Here is a 21,678-nt window from a genome sequence, read left to right on the forward strand (position 1 = left end):
TGAAACCTCCAGATCGGACGGTGTGACGCGAATCACCGTGGAACTGGATTCACCCTAGCGACCGAGGCAGCCTAAACGCAATAGTCTTCACGATTAACGTTTTAAATCCCGGATGCCACCGGGAGACGCCGGAGTCAGCCGCCGAGGGCGATCTTCCAGGTCTGGGCCACGTTCGTGAAGGGCACCACCACGCCGTCATCGATCTGGGCAGGTGCCACCCGGCCGGCCGCATACCGGCCCGTGTTGGACGCGACGACCTTGCCGCTGTCGGTGAGGAGCACCACGTCGGGCTCCTGGCGCCCGAGCGAACGCAGGAAGAGGAGCTCGAGCTGCGCCATGGACAGGTCGGCCCCGACCACGCTGATCTGCCCCTGCGAGTCCACCGGAAGAGATGCCGTGACGATCTTCAGGTCGGTCCCGCCGAAATCGATGTACGGCCCAGTCAGCCGCGACTCATTGGAGTCGGCCGAGGCCCGGAACCAGCTCATGTCGGTGTAGTCGTAGTAGTTGACCGAGGCGGGATTGAGGCTGTGGGTGGTGAATTCGAGCCGGCCCGACTTGTTCCGCCACCACTGGAGCCAGAGTTCGGCATCCGAGAGCAGGCCTGGCGCCACGGCCAGCCCGGCGCCGTCGATGAGGCTGCCGTGCCTCTGGGTCAACGCCAGGACCGCGGGTTCGAGGCCGCCGAGCCCCGCTCGAGAGGGCCGGTCCACGGCCAGGGCAGACATCGCGGCAGCGCGGACTTCCCGGAGGGAGTCGAAGACACTGTCGATGCATTCGGCGATGGCACGGGCGGTGGCCTCCACGGCGCTGTCGAGGGGACTGTTCACACTGTCTCCGATTCCGTCGTCAGGAGTGCCAGGTGCTGGTTGATCAGCAGGATGCCCTCCTCCTCGAAGTGGGCCAGCGTGAGCTGTTCGGCCTCCTCCGGCTTGCCCTCGGCCATCGCCGCGATGATTGCTCCGTGCTCGTCGGCGGCCCTGGCCTGCCGGCCCTCCCAGCTGTCTCCCCACGACAGCGGGGCAAGTTCCGCCTGGACCTGGATCAGGAGCGCCGTCAACCGCCGCGACTGGCCGGCGACTCCCAGCCCGATGTGGAAGCGGCTGTCGGCCCGCCGGAGCTCTCCGGAGCCGGAGGCGCCGGCGAAGCGCCGGGCGAGGTCGCCGATCCTCCGGATGTCCTGGTCGTCGGCGCGCGCAGCCGCCAATCGCGCAGCTGCCCCTGCGCCTGAACCGGCAAGGTCGATGAGATCGCGCAGGTCGTCGGTGCCCAGCACGCGCAGCCGCTCTTCGATCTGGGCGTTGGAGACGTGGACCTGACCGCTGACGTAGCTCCCGCCGCCCCGGCCCCTGCGGGTGTCCACAAGTCCCTTGCTGCGCAGCAGTGCGAGCGCTTGGCGCAGGGTGAGCGGCGAGACGCCCAGGTGCTCCGCGAGGACCGCTTCCGGGGGGAGTCGCTCCCCGCTGTTGAGGATGCCGATCCCGATCGCCGCCTCCAGCTGCCGGCTCACCTGCTCGGGGCGACCGAAGGCTTCGAGATGGCCCGGGAAGCGCACCTGGGTGACCATCTCGAGCGCACGGGCCGAGACGAAACCCTCCTCGACCGCCCGCTCGCCCATGGGCCATAGCCTAGCCGTACGCCTCCCGGGCCCCGGCCTGACCCGGACGACGGCGGGTGCGCGCCCGGCGTCGTCCGCTCCCCCTTGCCCCTCCCGCGCCGCCCGCAGAGACTGGGGAGCGTGCCGGCGCCGTCGAGCAGTGCGCCGGGCCTCGAGGACGAGACGACCAGCGGGAGGCAATCGCCATGACCTTCACCATCACCCTGCCCCGACTGATGACCGTGGGCGCCGGTGCCGTCCGCGAGCTCGGTGCCACCGTGCGCAGCCTCGGCTCCGCACGGCCGCTGGTGGTGACGGACCCGTTCATGAAGGAGGCGGGCACGGTGGACGCCGCCCTGGCCTCCCTCCGGGACGCCGGGCTCGAGGCCGGCCTGTACGCCGAGTGCGTCCCCGACCCCACCACCGACTCCCTCGAGGCCGGCCTCGCCGCCGTGCGGGAGCATGGCGCGGACCTCCTCGTCGGCTTCGGCGGCGGGAGCTCGATCGACACGGCCAAGGCCCTCGGCTTCCTCTCCCGCAATCCGGGCCCGATGCGGGACTACAAGGCGCCGAAGGCCAACACGGGCCCTGCCCTGCCCGTCGTCGCGGTCCCGACCACGGCGGGCACCGGCTCCGAGGCCACCCAGTTCACGATCATCAGCGACTCCGAGACCGACGAGAAGATGCTCTGCACGGGCCCGTCGTTCCTGCCGGTCGCGGCGGTCGTCGACTACGAGCTGACCCTGTCCATGCCCGCCCGGCTCAGCGCGGACACCGGCGTCGACGCCCTCACCCACGCGGTCGAGGCGTATGTGAGCCGCCGCGCCAACCCCTTCTCCGACGGCTTCGCCCTCTCCGCGATGGCCGCGATCGGCGCGAACCTCCGCGAGGTCTACAAGGACGGCTCCAACCGCGCCGCCCGCGAAGCGATGATGCTCGCCGCCACCCAGGCCGGCATCGCGTTCTCCAACTCGAGCGTGGCCCTCGTCCACGGCATGAGCCGGCCCATCGGCGCCCAGTTCCACATCGCGCACGGGCTCGCGAACGCCATGCTCTTCCCGGCCGTCACCGAGTTCTCCGTCCCCGGAGCCGAGTCCCGCTACGCGGACTGCGCACGGGCCCTCGCCGTCGCGGGAGAGGAGGACGACGACGCCGCCGCAGCCCAGGCCCTCGTCGACGAGCTCAAGGCCCTCGCCCGCGACCTTGCCGTGCCCACTCCCGCCTCCCGCGGCATCAGCCGCGAGGACTGGGACCGCGCCGTCCCGGTCATGGCCCAGCACGCCCTCGCCTCGGGCTCCCCGGCCAACAACCCAGTGGTGCCCACGGCCGAGGAGATCGAGGAACTCTACGCGCGGATCTACGGCTGAGCGGGGACCGCGCCCTCGCGCAGCGCCTCGGCGAGGACCTGCACGAGGTGCCGCCCCTCGAGCCCGGCGAGGTCGGCCACCTGGGTCCGGCACGAGAACCCGTCGGCCAGGATCTCCCGGTCCGGCGACGCCTGCGCGCGGGCCAGGATCCCGCCGCGCGCGATCTGCTCGGACACCTCGTAGTGGCCCGCCTCCATGCCGAAGTTGCCCGCGAGCCCGCAGCACCCGGCCGAAACCTCGACGTCGCAGCCCATCGCGTCCAGCAGCTTCCGGTCGGCGCCGTAGCCCATGATCGAGTAGTGGTGGCAGTGCGGCTGCACGAGCAGCTTTGCCGCCGAGCGCGGCGGCACCCAGCCGATCCCCGTCAGGAACTCGGCCACGGTCTTCACCGAGCGCGCCACCTCGGCGGCGCGCGGGTCGCGCGGGAGCAGCTCCACCAGGTCCGAGCGCAGCGTCGCGGTGCAGCTCGGCTCGAGACCCACCACGGTGCGCCCGGCCTGGACGTGCGGGGCGAGCTCGTCGAGCGTCCGGTGCAGGCGGACCTTGGCCGCGTCGAGCTGGCCGGTGGAGATGTACGTGAGGCCGCAGCACGCCTTCCCGGCCGAGACCTCGACGTCGCATCCGGCGGCCTCGAGCACCGCGATGGCGTCCCGGGGGATCTGCGGGTCGAGGGCGTCGGAGAACGTGTCCACCCACAGGAGCACCTTCGGCGCACCGGGCCGCGCACCCGCCGCCTCCGGCCCTCCTGCTGACGCACGACGCCGGCCCCGCGCCTCCCAGCGGAACGGTGCCGCGGGCAGGCGGGGCAGGGAGCGGCGCCGGTCGGCCCCCATGAGCGTGAGGGCGGCGGCGCGCAGGGCCGGGACGCGCGCGGCGAGGTTGGCGAGCGGCGCGAATGGGCCCGCGAGCCGCAGCCACCGCGGGAGCCGGCCGAGCGTGTAGTGGCTCAGGGGCCGCAGGCGCCGGCGGTAGGTCTGGAACAGCGTCTCGGACTTGTACCGGGCCATGTCGATGCCCGTGGGGCAGTCGCTCGCGCACGCCTTGCAGCTCAGGCACAGGTCCAGGGCCTCGTGCACCTCCGGCGAGCGCCACCCGTCCCGCACGAGGGTCCCGTTGAGCATCTCCTGCAGCGCCCGCGCCCGCCCCCGGGTCGAGTCCTTCTCGTCGCGGGTGGCGATGAAGGAGGGGCACATGAACGCCCCGGCGTCCCGCGCGTCGGCCCGGCACTTGCCCACGCCGACGCAGCGGTGCACGGCGGAGGTGACGCTCCCGCCGTCGTCCGCGAACGCGAAGCCGGACCCGACCCGCAGCTCGACGGCCTGCGGCCGGCGGAGGTCGGCGTCGACCTTCGCCGGGCGGACCACGATGCCCGGATTCATCAGGTCGTCGGGATCGAACAGGGCCTTGAACTCGGCCATCGCGGCGAGGGCGTCCGCGCTGTACATCGCGCCGAGGAGCTCGGAGCGGGCGCGTCCGTCGCCGTGCTCGCCGGAGAGGGACCCGCCGTGGGCGGCCACGAGCTCGGCGGCCCGCTCGAGGAAGCGGCGCAGCACCGCGCCGTCGCGCTCCAGCGGGAAGTCCAGGCGGAGGTGCACGCACCCGTCGCCGAAGTGGCCGTAGGCCATGCCGCCCACGCCCTCGCTGTCCATGAGCCCAGCGAGGGCCCGGAGGTACTCGCCGAGGTACTCGGGGGGCACGGCGGAGTCCTCCCAGCCGCCCCAGGCCTGGCGGTCATCGTTGGTGCGGCCAGCATGCCCCGAGGCGTCCTCGCGGATGCGCCAGAGCCGGCTCGCCTCCTCGCCCGCCGGGAGGACCTGGACGGCGTCGGTCGCGGCGGCGTCGGCGAGGCGGCGCGCGGCCTCCGCGGCGTCGTCGGGCGTGTCCCCGGGCAACTCGGCGATGAGGAGGCAGCCGCCCTCGGGCAGCTCGGGCACGCTGCCCGGGCCCTTGGCACGCCGCACAGCGTCGAGCAGCCCGGTGTCGAGGGCCTCGAGCGCGAGGGGGCGGAAGGGCAGGAGGTTCGGCACGTCGTCGGCCGCTGCGGCGAGGCCCGGGTAGCCGAGGACCGCGAGCGCTGGCGCCTCCGCGCGGGGCACGAGCCGGAGCGTGGCCTCGAGGAGCACCCCGCACGTGCCCTCGGTGCCCACGAGCGCGGCGGCGAGGTTGGAGCCGTTCTCGGGCAGGAGATGCTCGAGCGAGTAGCCGGAGACCTGGCGGCGGAACCGGCCGAACTCGGTGCGCAGCAGCGCACGCCACCGGTCGACGAGGCCGGCGAGGCCCGGGACGGCGTCGAGCGTCCCCGCGCCGGAGCCCGCCGTGATCACCTCGCCAGCCGGCGTGAGCCACGTCAGCGAGAGCACGTTGTCCGCGGTCCTGCCGTAGGACATGGCGTGGGCCCCGCACGCGTTGTTGCCGATCATCCCGCCGAGGGTGCAGCGGGTGCCGCTCGCCGGGTCGGGTCCGAAGCGCAGCCCGTGCTGGGCGCAGGCGTCCTGGAGGTCCTTGAGGACGACGCCGGGCTCGACCACCGCCGTCCTCGCCTCCGGATCGAGGCTCACGATCCGGTTCAGGTATCTGGAGGTGTCGATCACCAGGCCCGGCCCGATCGAGTTGCCGGCCATCGAGGTGCCGCCGCCGCGCATCGTGACCGGCACGCCGTGCCTGCGGGCGGCCGCGACGGCCTCGATCAGGTCCTCGCGGCTGCGCGGACGCACCACCGCGCCCGGCACCACGCGGTAGTTCGCCGCGTCCGAGGTGTAGAGCGCCCGGGTCAGTGAGGAGTCGTCCACGTCGCCGCGGAGGCTGCCGCGCAGCTCCTCGACGAGGGGGCGGATGTCCTCGGGGATCCGGTGGCTGCTGTCGGGACGCTGCACGGTCGACGTCATGCTCCAGTGCTACCCCGGATCAGCGCCGGATCACAGCCCAGCGCGCGGACACAGCCCGGCGGGGAGAGAGCGCACGCCCATCCCACGATCGCGGGGTGAGGGGCAGGGCTCCCTTGACACGATTCCGTGCCCTGCATCACACTGTATCTAGTGATAGTGCCTATCATACAGTGATATCGAGCAGCCGACGACGGCTGATCATCCAAGGAGAGATGTCAATGAAGAGATTGATCCGCACCACTGCCACGATGGCCGCCGTGGCGTCCCTGGCGCTCGGCCTCGGCGCCTGCGGGAACAGCACGAGTGCCAGCAGTGCTGCCGGCGCGTCGAGCAGCGCGGACCCGAGCCTGGCCAAGCTCGTCCCGGACGACGTCCGCTCGAAGGGGACCCTCGCCGGAGGTGCCTCGTTCGACACGCAGCCCATGAATTTCTATGCGCCGGGCAACAAGCCGGACGGCGTGCTGATCGACCTGCTCAACGCGGCGGCGGGCAGGCTCGGACTCTCGATCAAGTGGTCGCAGATCCCCTATTCGGGCCTTGTTCCGGCGCTGCAGTCCAAGCGCGTCGAGATCGCCGGAGCGCAGATCAGCAAGACCGCGGAGAACAAGGGGGTAGTGAACCTGCTCGCCTTCTACAAGGCCTCCTCGAGCCTGCTGGTCCCGGCGGGCAAGGAGTACGCCTCGGACACCGATGCGTGCGGTACGCGCTTCGGCCTGACCACGGGCTCGACGGTGAACAAGAACATCGCCGACTCGATCGACAAGGAGTGCAAGGCCGCTGGCAAGCCGGAACTGCAGTACCTGTACTTCCCGAGCTTCAACGCCGGCGAGGATGCCATCAGGGCGGGCCGGATCGACTCCTTCTTGAACTCCACGCCGCAGATCCAGCTGGCCGTGAAGGCGGACAAGAGCGTCGCGGCCACCCTCGTGGGCAAGCTCGCGACCCGGGAGACGGGCGTCGCCCTCCCGAAGGAGTACTCGCAGCTCACCGAGGCGTTCCAGGCAGCGTTCAACGCGATGATCGCCGACGGGTCGTACAAGAAGATCCTGGACAAGTGGGACCTGGCGACGATGGCCGTTGACAAGGCCGAGATCAACGACCAGATCCCGATGTGATGGAGCAGGCCCTCATGCAATCCTCAGTCAACCGCCCGGACAGCCCCCCGGCCGCCCCGCCTGCCGGGGCCTCGCGGGTCCAGGTGCCGGACACCGTCGCCGTGAAGAAGCACTACGGCCGCTGGCTCGCCGTCGCCGTGCTCGTGGCGATCGCGCTCGGCGTCGTGAAGTCCCTCGCCCAGAACCCGCAGCTCGAATGGGACGTGGTGGGCCAGTACCTCTTTGACGGGCTCGTCCTGGAGGGGCTCGGGGAGACCGTCGTCCTCGCCGTGCTCTCCATGATCGGCGCGACCGTGATCGGGCTCCTGTTCGGGTTCTTCCGGCTCAGCACGAACCCGGTCCTGCGCACCCTGGGAAGCCTGTACGTCTGGGTCTTCCGCAGCGTCCCGGCGCTGATCCAGATCCTCTTCTGGGGAAATCTGGCCCTTTTCGCCCCGAGGCTCGGCCTGGGCATTCCGGGCACGGGCTGGACCCTGGTTTCGGCGCCGACCAACGACGTGCTGTCCCCCTTCGCCGCCTCGATCGTGGCACTCTCGATCGCCAACGGCGCCTATCTGGCAGAGATCATCCGCTCGGGCCTGCTGTCGGTCGACGAGGGCCAGCACCTCGCCTCCTCGGCCCTCGGCCTCACCTGGTGGCAGGCCCAGCGGAAGGTCATCCTGCCCCAGGCGCTGCGGGTCATGATCCCGCCTGCCGGCAACCAGTTCATCACCCTGCTGAAGGAGACCTCGCTCGTTTCGGTGATCGCCGGCGGTGACATCCTCTCCAAGGCCGAGAACATCTCCGGCTACAACCTGCGGACGATCGAGCTCCTGATCGTCGCCGCCGTCTGGTATCTGCTCGTGACCAGTGCGGCCACGCTCGGGCAGACCATCATCGAGCGCCGGACCGCCCGCGCCCAGCGCCAGCAGAAGCGGAAGGCACGAGCCGCCGAGACCCCCGTGAGCGCCCAGGAGGCCACGCGATGAGCAGCGTCGACATCGTCAACGTCCACAAGAGCTTCGGCGAGAGCGAGATCCTCAAGGGCATCGACATGCACGTCGGCCAAGGCGAAGTCGTCTGCCTCCTCGGCCCCTCCGGCTCGGGGAAGAGCACCCTCCTGCGCTGCGTCAACGGGCTCGTCATGCCGGACAAGGGCCACGTCACAGTCGGCGGCACCCTGATCGGGCGCAAGGTGCACGGCGGGAAGCTGCACGGCCTCGGCGGACGCGAGGCCGCGGGCCAGCGCGAGCAGATCGGGATGGTCTTCCAGCAGTTCAACCTCTTCCCCCATCTGGATGTCCGCGACAACCTCATGCTCGGCCCCCGCGCCCACAGACGCGGCGGCCGTGCCGAGCTCGAGGAGAAGGCCCACGCCCTCCTGGGCAAGGTCGGGCTCGCAAACCGTGCCAAGGCCTACCCGGCCCAGCTCTCGGGCGGCCAGCAGCAGCGGGTCGCCATCGCGAGGGCCCTGATGATGGAGCCGGACCTGATGCTCTTCGATGAGCCCACCTCCGCCCTCGACCCGGAGCTGGTCGGCGAAGTTCTCGACACCATGCGCTCCCTGGCGCAGGACGGCATGACGATGATCGTCGTCACACACGAGATGGCCTTCGCCCGGCAGGTCGCCGACCGTGTCGTCTTCATGGCCGACGGGCACATCGTCGAGGACGCCGCCCCCGCCCAGTTCTTCGACAGTCCCGAGACCGATCGCGCCCGGGCCTTCCTCCGCCTCGCCTGACCCCCACCCCTGCACTACCGGAAAGACCGATCATGACACTGACAACAGAGCAGCTCAGCCACCGCCTCGGTGCGCTGCCCACCCCCAACATCGGCGACGCCATGGAGCGCCTCGGTGTCCTCGACTCCGCGATCAAGCCGATCTGGACCGGCGGCCGCGTCGCCGGACCGGCCTTCACGGTCTGGACCCGCGCCGGGGACAACGCCTACATCCACCGTGCCCTGGCCGAAGCAGCGCCCGGGGATGTCATCGTCGTCAACGGCCAGGCCGACGAGTCCCGGGCCCTCCTGGGCGACCTCATCGGCGCCCGGGCACGGAACGCGGGCATCGCCGGGTTCATCATCGACGGCGCAGTGCGTGACGCCGCGGGCCTCGAGCACGTGGGCATGCCCGTGTTCGCCCGCACCACCTCACCGGCCGGCCCCTACAAGAACGGCCCCGGGGCACTGGGGTGTGCGGTGGCTGTCGGGGGCGTCGCAGTCCTGCCGGGCGACATCGTCGTCGGCGACGACGACGGCGTCGTGGTCGTCCCGCGCGCCAGGGCAGAGGAGATCCTGCTGGGCGCCGAAGCGGTCCAGGAAGACGAGGCCGGACGGATGCGCACCATCCTCGCGGCGGCGAACGACGTGAAGGAGGCGCCCGCATGCGCTGCACGGTAATCGGCCTCGGCGAGGCCGGACGCATCTACGCCCAAGCCCTCCAAGGCCTCGGCCACGAGGTCCTGGGCTACGACGTCGCACCCATCCCGACCCCCGAACTCCCCCGCGCGGCGACCATGGCGGAGGCAGTGGGACAGAGCGACGCGGTCATCATCATGACGACGGCGCGCGCCTCGCTCCCGGTGGCCCGCGAAGCAGCTCCGCACCTGTCCCCCGGCACCCTCTACGCCGACTTCACCTCGGCCGCACCAGCGGCCAAGCTCGCCCTCGAGCAGGTGCTGCCCACCGGGGTGGAGGCAGCCGACATCGCCATCCTCGGACCCGTGATCTCCCTCGGCGCCTCCACGCCCCTCATGGCGGCCGGGCCCGGGGCAGACCGCATCGCGGACCTGCTACGGCCCATCGGCGCCCCCGTCGAGGTCGTCCACGGGGAGCTCGGGGACGCGATGGCCCACAAGCTCCTGCGCAGCATCGTCATGAAGGGCCTCGCCGCCGTGGTCTGCGAGGCCGTCGAGGCCGGACGGCGCGCCGGGTACGAGGACTGGGTCCGCGGACAGATCGCCGCCGAGCTCTCCGGAGACGGGCAGTCGACCATCGACCGCTTCATCACGGGCTCGGCGAAGCACGCCGCGCGCCGGGCCGATGAGATGGCCGCCGTGGCGGACTACTGCCAGGCCCTCGGGGCTCCCGGCCACATGAGTGCGGCGGCGCGCGAGTCCCTCCTGAGCCTTGCAGACTCAGAACTGAAGAGCGCATGAGCGCCCTCTATGCCATCCGGGCAGGAGACCCCGGGCAGCGGCGGGAAGTGACGGCCGCAATGCCGAGGCTCGCCGAGCTCGCCCCGGGCCTGCGCGAGAAGGCCGTCACGGCGTGGGTCAGCGCCTGGCTCTCCAGCACGCACAGCACGCTCGAGCAGATGCCCTATTCACTCCAGGCCCCGGACTACCGGCTCCTCGACCACACCAACGAGGTCGCCGACGCCGGGATCCTCCTCGCCGACTACGCCTACGCGCGGTGGAGTGTTGCCCTCGACCAGGACATCCTGCTGGCCGCACTGCTGCTCCACGACATCGACAAGGCCCTCCTCTACACCCGCGTCGGCACCGACGTGGCCCCGGATCCGTCCCGGGCGGGGCTGCCGCACGGGGTCCTCGGCGCGATGCTGCTGAAGGAGGCCGGCCTCCCGGACCAGGTCGTGGCACTGGTCGGCACCCACACCACGACAAGCCCGGTCAGGAACGACGGCCCCGAGGCATGGGTCCTCCACTACGCGGACCTCTTCGCCTGCGACCATGCGTTCCGCCTGGCCACCGGCACTGTCCCCTTCTTCCAGCGAGTCTGAAGGACCATGAGCGACACCATCCCCACCTACGATCGGCTGCTCCTGCGCACCGATGCCCCACCCGGATCCAGCTGGGGGCTCTTCCCCGACCCCGAGCGGGGCATGGCGAACTTCGCAGGCCCCGAGCAAGTCCTCCGGGGCAGGGGCGCGATCCGCAGCGGCACCGCATTCAACCTGGACTACCCGGCAGACGCCTTCGAGCCCTCGATGTCGCGCAGCCGCCGGCCGCCCGCCCAGACAGTGACCTCGGCTCATCCGGACAGCTTCGACGACGTCTGGGACGGCTACTGGCCCCAGGCGAGCAGCCACGTGGACGGGCTGCGCCACCGCAGAGCCCACGGCCACGGGTTCTACAACGGGGTGCCGGACAGCAGCGTGGCGGCGGGCACACCCCAGCTCGGGGTCCAAGCCTGGGCCGAGAAGCCGATCGCCGGGCGCGCGGTTCTGGCCGACGTGGCACGCCACCGGGAGGACGCAGGCCGGCCGATCGACCACGAGGGTGGTGAACCCCTCACACTGGCCGACATCACCTCGACTCTGGCGGCCCAGAGGTCCTCCCTCGAGCCAGGGGACATCCTCCTGCTGCACACCGGCTGGGCAGACTGGTTCCTGGGCCTCGACCCCGCCCACCGTGCTGCCGCCAAGGCCAGGCGCCACACCACCGGCGTCGCCCAGTCGACCGAGTTCCTGGCGTGGTTGTGGGACAGCCACATCGCACTGCTCGGCACCGACACCTTCGCCGTCGAGGCCCTCCCTGCCAGCCCGGACAGCCCGTTCCGGGAGACCGGGGAGGACGGCGGAATGATGCACCAGGAGCTCATCGCCAAACTGGGCTGCCCGCTCGGAGAGCTGTGGCACCTGGCCGAGCTCGCCTCGGAGTGCGCCCGCAGCGGGCTCTACGACGCCTTCCTGACCGTGAAGCCCCTCAACCTGCCGGGCGCCGTGGGCTCCCCGGCCAATGCCACGGCGATCGTCTGACCAGGCCCACCATGCCGGCCGCCCCCAGTCCGGGCGGCCGGCATCCAGGGGACTGTGGTCAGCAGATGGTGTTCAGCGGATCCGGGCGGCGATGCTGGCCCCGGCGTTGACGACCTCTCGGGTAGCGCCGGCCAGCCGATCGTCGGAGAGGTCCTCCTCACGACCGGACACCTGCACGACGCCGAGGAGGACGCCGTCCCTCGAGCGGACCGGCGCGGCCACGGAGACCGCCCCCACCACGCGCTCGTTGCGTGAGACCGCGTACCCCTGGACGGCGATTCCATCAAGTTGGGACATGTACTCGTCCATGGGGACCGCAGGGCCCGCTGCTGTCTCGACCCTCTCCATCCCTGCCAGGACCTCCGCGCGGGCCGCACCGTCCATGTAGGCGAGGAAGACCTTGCCCGCCCCGAGGTGCAGAGGGAGCCTGCCGCCGACAGGAAGCTGGTAGCGAAGGGGACTGCTCCCCTCGACCCTGGCCACGAGGACACGCGCGGAGCCCACGCGCACCGACAGCGACGCCGTCAGGCCCAGCGCCTCAGCGAGCTCCTGCAGGACCGGCGTGGCGGTCAGCACCAGATGGTTCCCGACCAGGAAAGAATGCGCCGCGGCCAGTGCCGCAGCGCCGACGCTGTATCCGGCAGAGTCCTGCGCGACGTAGTTCCGACGCTCGAGCACCTTGAGGATGCGCTGAGCCGTCGCAATGTGGAGCCCGGCGCCCCGAGCGACCTCGGCCAGCCTGAGCGGCCGTCCGCTGTCCGAGAGCAGATCCACCACATCGAACGCGCGCTCCACCGAGCGCATCGTCGACCGCTCCTGGCCGGAGCCGCTCTCGTCTGCCATCGTCCCTCCTAGGATCATGAAGAAATCTATGCCATCGCCCCGCCCCGGCCCGAACCGGTCCTACAGCCAGCGGTTGCGGCGCTCGCCAGCTGCGGTTGACAACGCAGTATGGGACACATCACACTGGGCTATGCTGATAATCACTATCATAGAGTGATATCGATACGAGGGCGTACGCTCCTCCGAGGAAGAGAAGTTCGATGAAGAGACTGACTGCGACGCCCGGCGTCACGGATGGAGCACCCATCAGCACCGCAGACCGCGGACCGGCGCGGGGGCCGGCCGTGTGGAAGACGGCGATAGCCGGCGGGGCGGGCTCCGTCATCGAGTACTACGACTTCTCCCTCTACGCGAATCTCGCCATCTACATCTCCACCGCGTTCCTCTCCCGGAGCGACCCCGGGACGGCCCTGCTGGAGACCCTTGCCGTATTCGGCAGCGGCTTCCTGATGCGTCCGGTCGGCGCCCTCTTCTTCGGGTGGCTCGGCGACCGGCACGGACGGCGCACCTCGTTGCTCGTCAGCGTGGTCCTGATGGGACTGGCCAGTTCGGCCGTCGGCATCCTGCCGACCTACGCGGCCCTCGGCGTCGCAGCACCCCTGCTGCTGCTGGCCCTTCGGCTGCTCCAGGGCTTCTGCGCCGGCGGCGAGGCGAGCGGTGCCTCGACCTACATCGCCGAGACGGCACCGGCCCGGCTGCGCGGCTTCTTCGGCGCCTTCAACCCTGCCGGCATCGCGGTCGGAACCGCTGCCGCCGGCGGGCTGGCCGCCGTCATCGGCACCGTGATCGGCGGCTCGGCCATGGCGGAGTGGGGCTGGCGCATCCCGTTCCTGCTGTCTCTGCCCCTGTCCCTCGCCGTCCTCTTCCTCCGCACCCGCCTGCCCGAGTCAGCGCAGTTCACCGAGAATGTGCGCACCGGCGCCGCCGCGGGCAGCCCCTTCCGCGCAGCCCTCATGGACGAGTGGCCGGCCGTCCTCAAGCTGGTCCTGCTCTCGTTCTCCATGACCTGCACCGCGTACGTCGGACACGTCTACCTCAACACCTACCTCACGGCCCAGCTGCACCGCCCAGCCAGTGAGGCGCTGGGCACGAACTCGGCCATCACCGTCGTGTTCGCCCTGCTCATGCCCTTCGCTGCCTGGTCCTCGGACCGCTTCGGCCGCCGGCGCATCTACGCGGCAGCGATGGCCGGGTACGTCGTGCTCGCGATCCCGGCGTTCCTCTGGATGGCCCCAGGCAGCGGTGTTCCCCTCGCTCTGGCCATGGCAGTGGCCTTCATCCCCTGGGTGTTCGCCCAGGCAGTGGGCTACCCGCTCTTCACCGAGCTGTTCGGAGCCAAGGCCCGCATGACCGGGGTGGCCTTCGGATTCGCCCTCGGCACGATCCTCGGCGGCGGGTTCGGGCCCTACATCGCGCAGCTCCTCACGACCGCCACCCACTGGAACCTCGCCCCGGCCGCCTACATGGCCGCCTCCGCCCTCGTCGGCCTCGTGGCGCTCCTCTTCGTGGGCCGGTCCAAGCTCGACGAGCCCGCAGTGGCCCCGGGCGAACCGGAATCGCGAGGCTGACCATGGGTGAGCTCGCCGAGCTGCTCCGGGGGGCCATCGACCTCCATACACATCCGTCCCCGGACATCGTCCCGCGCTCCCAGAGCATCGCCGAGGCCGTGGCGGACTTCACCGAGGCCGGCTTCGCCGGGTTCGTAGCCAAATCCCACGTCTCCTCCACCGCCGCACTCTGCGCCGCCCACGACGCCGGCTTTCAGGCGCAGCCCATCGGGTCGATCGCCCTCAACCGGCCGACCGGCGGCCTGAACGCCGGCGCCGTAGAGGTCGCAGCCCGCCTCGGCGCCCGCGTGGTCTGGCTCCCGACCGTCGACAGCAGAAGGCAACGCGAGCAGGCAACCGCTGCCGGACCGGCGCCGGTCTGGGCGGAGACCCAGGCAGAGCTGGCCCGCACACCCGGCTACGGACCGCCCATCGCCGTCCTCGAGGACGGCGGCGGAGTGGTGCCAGAGCTCCACGACGTCCTCGACGTCGTCAAGGAGCACGGCCTCCTGCTCGCCACCGGGCACCTGGACTGCGACGAGGCCTTCGCCGTCATCGACGCGGCCCAAGGCCATGGCGTCGAGCGCGTCATGGTCACCCACCCAGACCTCCCGAGGCAGCGCATCACCATCGACGCCCAGATCGAGATGGCACGCCGCGGCGCATGGATCGAGAGGACCATGGCCTCCGTCCTCGAGGGCAAACTCCCCCTCGAGCGCGCCCTGCACGGCATCAGGGCCTGCGGAATCGGCTCGACCCTCCTCACCGGAGACCTCGGCCAACCCCACAACGGCCCCATCATTGCCGGGATCCGGCGCTGGGCCGGCGACCTCCACGAGGCCGGGTTCGACCCCGAAGACATCCACCGGCTGCTCGTCGTCAATCCCACCGCCGCGCTATCCGGCCGCCTCGCCGCCCCCGCACCCGGGGCCTGAGCGACAGCGCCGACGGCTGCCACTCCCTCGGGGCGCCCTGCGCCTCAGCCGGCGAGCCCCTTCTCCTTGAGCCACGCGTCCGCGGCGGCCTTGGGGTCCTGCTTGGCGCTGCCCGAGACCTGGTCGTTGAGCTTGACGAGGTCCGCCGTGGTCAGCGCGGCCTGGACCTTGCTCAGCACGCCCTTCGCCTTGTCATTGATCCGGTCGGTGCGCACGAGGGGCACGACCTGCTGGGCGGCGAAGTTGTTCTGCGGGTCCTCGAGCGTCACGAGGTGGTTCTGGGAGATGAGCGGCGAGGTCGTGAACACGTCCGCGGCCTGGATCTGGTTGTCGAGCAGGGACTTGACGGTGACGGGGCCGCCGCTGTCGCTGAGCGGGACGAACTGCTTGGGCGTGCAGCCGTACTTGGCCTTGAGGCCGGGCAGCCCCTGGGGGCGATCCTTCGCCTCGGGCGGCATGCCGAGGGAGATCTGGTCGCAGACCTTCCCGAGGTCGGCCAGCGTCTTGAGGCTGTACTTGTCCGCGGTGGCCTGGGTGACCACGATGGAGTCCTTGTCCTCGGCGTTGGCCGCGCCCAGGACCGTGAGGCCCTGCGGCGTGGCGGCGGGCAGTGCCTTCATGACGTCCGCTGCGCTCACGGCGGTCGCGTTCTTGTCGAAGTAGCGCAGGAGGTTGCCCGAGTAGTCGGGCACGGCGTCGATCGAGCCGTCCTGGAGGGCCTTGACGTAGACCTCGCGGGAGCCGATCCCAGTCTTCGTGGTCGCCTGCACCCCGGCGCCGTTGAGCGCTCCGGCGTAGATGTCCGCGAGGATCTCGCTCTCGGTGAAGTTCGCCGAGCCAACCACGATCGGGCCGCCCGCGCTGGCCTGGCCCGAGGCCGGCGCGGTGGAGAGCGGGTTGGAGGCTCCGCCGCACGCGGACAGGGCGAGTGCGACGACGGGGACGGCCGCCAGGGCGGCCCTGCGGGCAAGGCGTCGGTAGATGGTCACGGGCGGATCCTCCTGCGGTCGGTGCGGTGACGTGCCGAGCTCCCGGACCGGTGCTCGCACCCGGGTCGAAGGCCATCATCCCCTCTCATTCGGAGCAGGCCGGGGAACGGATGGCCAGTGGCGCGGCGCGGGTGCCGCGGCGCCTGCCGCCGAGACCGGGCCCTACGCGGCAGGCCCGGACTCGACCGCCTGCCCGGCGAGGCGCCACTCGAGCATCCCGTCCTCGAGCCGGTGCGCGGTGACGCCGTGGGCGCGGAGGAGGTCCACGGCGTCGTACGCCATGACGCAGTAGGCGCCGCGGCAGTAGGCCACGACCTCGGAGTCCGGGGGCAGCTCGGCCAGGCGCGCCCCGAGCTCGTCGAGCGGGATGGAGAGGGCGCCGGGGAGGTGCCCGGCCGCGAATTCCTCCCGGGGGCGGACGTCGAGCACCGTCACGGTCCCCGAGGCGGACCGCTCGGCGAGCTCCTCTCGGGTCAGCCCGTGCTCCGAGGCCCGCTCCCCCGCGAGGCGGAGGTAGGCGACCCGCCGGGGCTCGACGCCGGCTACCCGCTCCTGCGCGACCCCCCGCAGGAGCGCGTACAGACGCAGGACGTCGTGGCCCGCCGCCGCGTAGAAGATGCGGGTGCCCTCGCGACGCGTGGCCACGAGCCCCGCCTGCCGGAGCGCCTGCAGGTGCGCCGACGCCGTCGAGAGCCCGAGCCCCGCGGCCTCCGCGAGCACCTCGACGCTCCGCTCCCCCTGCGTGAGGAGGTCGAGCAGCTCGAGCCGCTTCCCGTTGGCCAGGGCCTTGCCCACGCGCGCGAACTCCTCGAACAGTGCCGCCTTGTCAGCCCTGCGGCCGGCCGACCCGTCTGCCATCCAGTCCTCCAAAGATCCGTGTAATACTGAATCCAATAATATTCCATGTTTCCTTGGAGAATCAGTGAAGACCACCGCTCCGCCAGCCCTCGGCCTGAGGCAGAACCTCGCCCAGTTCGTGCTGCTCGTAGCGGTCAACGCCCTCGTGGGCGGCGCCCTCGGGCAGGAGCGCACGGTCCTGCCGCTGCTCGCCACCCGCGAGTTCCGGCTCGACCTCTACACGAGTGCCCTCACCTACATCCTCGCCTTCGGGGTCGCCAAGGCCGCGATGAACTACTTCGCCGGCACCCTCTCGGACCGGTTCGGGCGCAGGCCCGTGCTCGTGGCCGGCTGGCTCGTGGCGATCCCCGTGCCGCTGATGCTCGTCGCAGGCCCGGACTGGGCCTGGATCGTGGCCGCGAACGTGCTCCTCGGCGTCAGCCAAGGCCTCACCTGGTCCACCACCGTGGTGATGAAGATGGACCTCGTCGGGCCCCGGCAGCGCGGCCTCGCCATGGGCCTGAACGAGGCGGCGGGCTACCTCGGCGTCGCGGTGACCGCCCTCGCCACCGGCTGGATCGCCGCCCAGTACGGCCTCCGGCCGGGACCGTTCCTCCTCGGCGCGGCCTACATCGCGCTCGGGCTTGGCCTCTCCGTCCTGACCGTGCGGGAGACCCACCACCATGCCAGGCTCGAGGCCGTCCAGCACGTCTCCGCCCGGCCCGCGGCCCACGGGGACCTCACTACCGGGCAGGTCTTCCGGCTCACGAGCTTCACCGACCGCTCCCTCTCCTCCGTGAGCCAGGCCGGCATGGTGAACAACCTCAACGACGGCCTCGCGTGGGGGCTGTTCCCGATCCTGTTCGCCTCGGCCGGGCTGAGTCTGGGCCAGATCGGCCTGCTCGCCGCCGCGTACCCCGCCGTGTGGGGCGCGGGCCAGCTGGTCACCGGCGCCGCGTCGGACCGCTACGGCCGCAAGTGGCTCATCGCGGCCGGGATGGCGGTCCAGGCGGTCGCCCTCGGGATGGTCGCGGCCGGGCACGGCTTCGGCATCTGGCTCGCCGCAGCCGTCCTGCTCGGCATCGGCACCGCGATGGTGTACCCGACGCTGCTCGCCGCGATCGGCGACGTCGCGCACCCCGCCTGGCGGGCCCGCTCGGTGGGCATCTACCGGCTCTGGCGCGACGGCGGATTCGCCGTGGGCGCCCTGCTCTCCGGGATCCTCGCGGACGTCTACGGGCTGCCGACGACGATCGCGGCCATCGCGGTCCTCACCGCCCTCTCCGGGGTGGTCGTCGCGGTGCGCATGCGCGGCGGCGACCACGCGGCGGTGTAGACGGACGACGGCGGGCGGGCACCCGCCGTCGTGCGTCACCCGACCTAGGGGACGGGTCAGCCCTTGAGCGAGCCGGCGGCGATCCCCTCGATGAAGTAGCGCTGGCCGAACGCGAAGATGACCATCATCGGCAGGGTCACCAGCAGCGACGCGACCATCACGAACTGGTAGTCGCCGTGGCCGCCGGCGGTGGGCGAGTACATGGTCATCGCGTAGGCGATGCCGAGGGGCACGGTGTACCCGTGGGGGTCGCCGAAGTTGAGGTAGATGAGCGGGCCTGCGAAGTTGTTCCACGAGGCCTGGAACTCGAAGATGAACACGATGATCGCGCTCGGCAGCGCCAGCGGGAACGCGATCCGGCGGAAGAGCCCGAAGAACGAGCACCCGTCGATCCGGGCCGCCTCGAACAGGTCGCGTGGCAGCGAGAGGTAGAACTGCCGCATCAGGAAGATGTAGAAGGCCGACCCGAACAGCGTCCCGCCCCACAGGGGCACGGTGGTCCCGAGCCAGCCGAGGGTCTTCCAGATCAGGTAGTTGGGGATGAGCGTCACGGCGCCGGGCAGCATCATGGTGCCGAGCAGCACGCTGAAGAGCACGTTCTTCCCCGGGAACCTGAAGTAGGCGAAGCCGAAGGCGATGGCCGAGCTCGTGAGGGTGACGATGGTGGCCGCCGCGAGCGCGATGAAGACCGAGTTGAAGACCCAGCTGAGCAGGGGCAGCTGGTTCCAGACGTCCGCGTAGTTCTGGGGGGTGGGGGTCAGCGGGATCAGCCGGTTGTCGAACACCTCGCCGCGGGGCTTGAGGGAAGCGGCGAGCAGCCACGCGAACGGGTACATGAACGCCAGGGCGAAGCCGGTGAGGAGCACCCAGCGCAGGGTCTGCCCGAGCCGCCGGAGTGTCCGGCTGCGGCGGTCGGCAACGGGGCCGGGGACAGGCGGGCGCGGGGCTGCCGGGCGATCTGGAGTGCCCGGGACCGGTCCGCGGGCGGCGACGAGGGGCGCGGCCGCCGCGGAGGAGGACGGGTCGTCGGCCGCGGTGGGTTCGAGGCCGGGGTTGGCGTTGGTCACGGGCGGTCGTTCCCCTCGTAGTGGACGAACCGGTTGCCGACCTTGATCTGGATCACCGTGATGACCATGATGATCGCGAACAGCAGCCAGGCCATCGCGGCCGCCGGGCCGAAGTTGAACTGCTGGAAGGCCTGCTGGTACAGGTACACGCCGTAGAAGCGGGCCGCGTCGGGCACGGACGAGTTCCCGTCCCGGTAGAACAGCAGGTACGCCTGGTCGAACACCTGCAGCGCCGCGATCGTGTTGACGATGACGAGGAAGAACAGCGTCGGGGAGATCATCGGGATCGTGATGTGGAAGAACTGCTGGACCCGGTTCGCGCCGTCCGTCGCGGCCGCCTCGTACAGCTCCCGCGGCACGGCCTGGAGCGCCGCGAGCAGGATCACGGTGGTGCCCCCCACGCCCCACAGGCTCATCAGCACGATCGATGGCTTCATCCAGGCCGGGTCCGCGAGCCACTGCGGCCCGACGATGCCGAAGAGGCCGAGGAACTTGTTGACGGCCCCGCTGTTGCCGTTGAGCAGCAGCAGGAAGACGGCGGCCGTGGCGACCCCGGGCGTCATCTTGGGCAGGAAGTAGACCACCCGGAAGAAGCCGGAGGCCCGCTTCACCCCGTTCAGGAGCGAGGCCAGCAGGAGCGCGAACGCGATGTCGAGGGGGACGGCCATCGCGGCGTAGATGAACGTGTTCCCGAGCGAGGCGAGGACATTCGGGTCCTGCACAAGCCGGGTGTAGTTCTCGACGCCGGCCGGGCTGCTGGCGCCCGTGGCGAGGTCGAAGTTCTGGAACGAGAGGACCAGGCTCCAGCTCATCGAGATCACCGTGAAGATGAGCAGCCCTGCGATCCACGGCGCGATGAAGAGGTAGCCGGCGGCCGACTCCCGGAGGTTGTACTTCCTCCTCCGGCCCGGTCGACCCCCGCGCGCGGCGCGGGGGGCCCCGGGTGTCCGGCCGCTCGTCTCTGCGGTCATCAGCCGTTCTTGCCGGCCGAGGTCTGCTGCCAGGCCCGCAGCGCCGTGGCCTGCGCGTCCTTGAGGGCGGTGGCCGGATCCTTCTCGCCGGAGAGCGCGACGGCGACGGCGTTGGAGAGCGCGTCCTTGATGGACGAGCCCGCAGGAGAGCTGCCGAAGGACGCGGTGGTGTCCAGGGTCGAGTACGCGGTGCTGATCAGCTGGTCGAAGTCCGCGCTGCCCGAGGGCACCACGTGGGCGTCGCGCACGGCCTTGTCCGCGGCCGGGGAGCCGGTGAACAGGCCGGTGTTGATCGAGTTCTTCTCCTGGACGGTCTTGGCCCGGGCGTCGCCGGCCGCCTTCCACGCGTCCAGGGACGTGGCCTTGATGGCCCACGCGCAGGCGGCGGAGGGGTTCTTGGCCGCGGTCGGAATGGCGAGGGCGGTGCCGCCGGCGTAGCCGAGGGCCTTGCCGTCGGTGGTCTTGATGGGCACGCCGACCACGCTCACCTTGTCCTTGGTCGCGGAGAGCACGTTGATGTACCACTGCCCCCACGTCTGGGCGCCGACCTCGTTCTTCACGTACTGGTTCTCGTTGCCGAAGGCGTCCATGGAGTCCTTGAAGGACTTGATGGCCGCGTACCCGCCCTGGGCGTCCATGAGCTTCTTCATCCAGGTCAGGGCCGTGACGTTGGCCGCGGCGTCAAGGGTCGGCTTGCCGTTGGCGTCCATGGCGCTCCCGCCGAAGACCTGCAGCCACAGGTCGGCCGATCCGGGGAGGTCGGCGTCGAACCCGATGACGGAGGGCTTGCCGCCCGAGGCCTTGTACATCTTCTGGGCGGCCGCGACGATCTGGTCCGGCTTGGACGTGTCGAGCTGGTCGGTGCTCACGCCGGCAGCCTGCATCACGTTCTTGTCCGCGATGACCATGGACGTCTGGAAGAACTGGGGGACCCCGTAGACCTTGCCGTGGTAGGTGACGCTCTTGGTGGCCGCCGGGTAGTACTGCGTCGCCGGGTCCACGCCCCACAGCGAATAGCAGGCGTCGAGGGGCTGGATGAGGCCCTTGTCCGCGAGGGTGGGGACGATGCTGCGGTCCACCTGGATGAGGTCCGGGACCTGGCCGGAGGCCGCCTGGGCGGAGAACTTCTGGGCGTCGAAGTTGGTGGTGTCCATGGTGACGGTGGCGGGCGAGACGGCCTTCGTGGCCAGATCCGAGCGGGACTTGCCCACCTCGTCGGAGGGGTTGAACCCGCTGGTCTTGAGGCTGCCCGAGAGGTCCTTGCTGAAGGATCCCGCGCCGGCGGAGCCGCTGGGGGCGGCGCTGCCTCCGGACGCGGCGGGGTTGCATGCGGTGAGTGCCACGAGCACCGAGAGGGACAGCGCCGCGGCGCTGAGCTTGTTCCTGTGAGTCGACATTGACGTCCTCTTCCTTCAAGCCCTTGAAGCCCCCGGGTGCGCAGGGGGACTTACGGAATTCCGGGTGTTCCCCCTGCCTGAGAACGAAGCCCC

At 71.0% G+C, this 21,678-nt stretch carries 20 protein-coding genes; 11 read left to right on the top strand and 9 right to left on the bottom strand.

The features are described 5' to 3' along the window. Positions 1-134 precede the first annotated feature (134 nt). Both J2W21_RS10595 and J2W21_RS10600 read right to left on the bottom strand, forming a co-directional pair. Entirely contained in the window at positions 135-830 is a 696-nt protein-coding gene (locus tag J2W21_RS10595) for a cache domain-containing protein (protein ID WP_307114480.1), read from the bottom strand. After that, positions 827-1,618, bottom strand: coding sequence for a FadR/GntR family transcriptional regulator (locus J2W21_RS10600; RefSeq protein ID WP_307114481.1), 792 nt, complete (start codon positions 1,616-1,618; stop codon positions 827-829). The genes J2W21_RS10595 and J2W21_RS10600 overlap by 4 nt, the downstream gene beginning before the upstream one ends. 185 nt (positions 1,619-1,803) lie before the next feature. On the opposite strand from J2W21_RS10600, the gene J2W21_RS10605 reads away from it, so the two are divergent. After that, the gene (locus J2W21_RS10605; protein WP_307114482.1) at positions 1,804-2,964 is read left to right on the top strand and encodes an iron-containing alcohol dehydrogenase; all 1,161 of its coding nucleotides are present in this window, start codon (positions 1,804-1,806) and stop codon (positions 2,962-2,964) included. On the opposite strand, the gene J2W21_RS10610 is transcribed toward J2W21_RS10605, so the two are convergent. Then, positions 2,955-5,849, bottom strand: coding sequence for an FAD-binding and (Fe-S)-binding domain-containing protein (locus J2W21_RS10610; RefSeq protein WP_307114483.1), 2,895 nt, complete (start codon positions 5,847-5,849; stop codon positions 2,955-2,957). The two genes, J2W21_RS10605 and J2W21_RS10610, sit on opposite strands and share 10 nt — an antisense overlap. 218 nt (positions 5,850-6,067) lie before the next feature. Between J2W21_RS10610 and J2W21_RS10615 the strand changes: the two genes are divergently transcribed. Genes J2W21_RS10615 through J2W21_RS10645 form a run of 7 tightly spaced genes read left to right on the top strand, consistent with a single transcriptional unit; the run spans position 6,068 to position 11,663 of the window. Further along, complete coding sequence (locus tag J2W21_RS10615) at positions 6,068-6,964, top strand: transporter substrate-binding domain-containing protein (RefSeq protein ID WP_307114484.1); 897 nt, start codon at positions 6,068-6,070, stop codon at positions 6,962-6,964. 14 nt (positions 6,965-6,978) lie between these two features. Further along, on the top strand, positions 6,979-7,932 hold the full coding sequence (locus tag J2W21_RS10620; RefSeq protein WP_307114485.1) for an amino acid ABC transporter permease: 954 nt from the start codon (positions 6,979-6,981) through the stop codon (positions 7,930-7,932). Further along, positions 7,929-8,684, top strand: coding sequence for an amino acid ABC transporter ATP-binding protein (locus tag J2W21_RS10625; RefSeq protein ID WP_307114486.1), 756 nt, complete (start codon positions 7,929-7,931; stop codon positions 8,682-8,684). The genes J2W21_RS10620 and J2W21_RS10625 overlap by 4 nt, the downstream gene beginning before the upstream one ends. Before the next feature lie 32 nt (positions 8,685-8,716). Continuing rightward, positions 8,717-9,343 (top strand): methyltransferase, encoded by a 627-nt coding sequence (locus J2W21_RS10630; RefSeq protein ID WP_307114487.1) that lies wholly within the window; start codon positions 8,717-8,719, stop codon positions 9,341-9,343. Next, the gene (locus J2W21_RS10635; RefSeq protein WP_307114488.1) at positions 9,328-10,101 is read left to right on the top strand and encodes an NAD(P)-dependent oxidoreductase; all 774 of its coding nucleotides are present in this window, start codon (positions 9,328-9,330) and stop codon (positions 10,099-10,101) included. The genes J2W21_RS10630 and J2W21_RS10635 overlap by 16 nt, the downstream gene beginning before the upstream one ends. Next, entirely contained in the window at positions 10,098-10,685 is a 588-nt protein-coding gene (locus J2W21_RS10640; RefSeq protein ID WP_307114489.1) for an HD domain-containing protein, read from the top strand. Before J2W21_RS10635 ends, J2W21_RS10640 begins: the two co-directional genes overlap by 4 nt. 6 nt (positions 10,686-10,691) lie before the next feature. Continuing rightward, on the top strand, positions 10,692-11,663 hold the full coding sequence (locus J2W21_RS10645; RefSeq protein WP_307114490.1) for a cyclase family protein: 972 nt from the start codon (positions 10,692-10,694) through the stop codon (positions 11,661-11,663). A 72-nt stretch (positions 11,664-11,735) separates the two neighbouring features. On the opposite strand, the gene J2W21_RS10650 is transcribed toward J2W21_RS10645, so the two are convergent. Continuing rightward, complete coding sequence (locus J2W21_RS10650) at positions 11,736-12,506, bottom strand: IclR family transcriptional regulator (RefSeq protein WP_307114491.1); 771 nt, start codon at positions 12,504-12,506, stop codon at positions 11,736-11,738. Between the two features lie 200 nt (positions 12,507-12,706). Between J2W21_RS10650 and J2W21_RS10655 the strand changes: the two genes are divergently transcribed. Next, the gene (locus J2W21_RS10655; RefSeq protein WP_307114492.1) at positions 12,707-14,074 is read left to right on the top strand and encodes an MFS transporter; all 1,368 of its coding nucleotides are present in this window, start codon (positions 12,707-12,709) and stop codon (positions 14,072-14,074) included. Positions 14,075-14,076: 2 nt separating this feature from the next. Beyond that, entirely contained in the window at positions 14,077-14,988 is a 912-nt protein-coding gene (locus J2W21_RS10660) for a DUF6282 family protein (protein WP_307114493.1), read from the top strand. Between the two features lie 44 nt (positions 14,989-15,032). Here J2W21_RS10660 and J2W21_RS10665 read toward each other — a convergent pair whose 3' ends face one another. Together J2W21_RS10665 and J2W21_RS10670 are read right to left on the bottom strand one after the other, a co-directional pair. After that, complete coding sequence (locus J2W21_RS10665; protein ID WP_307114494.1) at positions 15,033-15,977, bottom strand: ABC transporter substrate-binding protein; 945 nt, start codon at positions 15,975-15,977, stop codon at positions 15,033-15,035. Between the two features lie 162 nt (positions 15,978-16,139). Further along, positions 16,140-16,835, bottom strand: coding sequence for an ArsR/SmtB family transcription factor (locus tag J2W21_RS10670; protein ID WP_307114495.1), 696 nt, complete (start codon positions 16,833-16,835; stop codon positions 16,140-16,142). Positions 16,836-16,899: 64 nt separating this feature from the next. Here J2W21_RS10670 and J2W21_RS10675 point away from each other — a divergent pair, with 64 nt between their 5' ends. Next, complete coding sequence (locus J2W21_RS10675; RefSeq protein WP_307114496.1) at positions 16,900-18,150, top strand: MFS transporter; 1,251 nt, start codon at positions 16,900-16,902, stop codon at positions 18,148-18,150. Between the two features lie 56 nt (positions 18,151-18,206). Here the strand turns inward: J2W21_RS10675 and J2W21_RS10680 are convergent, their stop codons facing one another. The 3 genes from J2W21_RS10680 to J2W21_RS10690 are packed head-to-tail and all read right to left on the bottom strand — an operon-like array spanning position 18,207 to position 21,585. Further along, on the bottom strand, positions 18,207-19,217 hold the full coding sequence (locus J2W21_RS10680; RefSeq protein WP_307114497.1) for a carbohydrate ABC transporter permease: 1,011 nt from the start codon (positions 19,215-19,217) through the stop codon (positions 18,207-18,209). Then, on the bottom strand, positions 19,214-20,188 hold the full coding sequence (locus J2W21_RS10685; protein ID WP_307114498.1) for a carbohydrate ABC transporter permease: 975 nt from the start codon (positions 20,186-20,188) through the stop codon (positions 19,214-19,216). The genes J2W21_RS10680 and J2W21_RS10685 overlap by 4 nt, the downstream gene beginning before the upstream one ends. After that, complete coding sequence (locus J2W21_RS10690; RefSeq protein ID WP_307114499.1) at positions 20,188-21,585, bottom strand: sugar ABC transporter substrate-binding protein; 1,398 nt, start codon at positions 21,583-21,585, stop codon at positions 20,188-20,190. The genes J2W21_RS10685 and J2W21_RS10690 overlap by 1 nt, the downstream gene beginning before the upstream one ends. Positions 21,586-21,678: the final 93 nt, after the last annotated feature.

This window comes from Sinomonas atrocyanea (genome assembly GCF_030811715.1).
In the GTDB taxonomy this organism is placed as follows: Bacteria; Actinomycetota; Actinomycetes; order Actinomycetales; family Micrococcaceae; genus Sinomonas; species Sinomonas atrocyanea_A.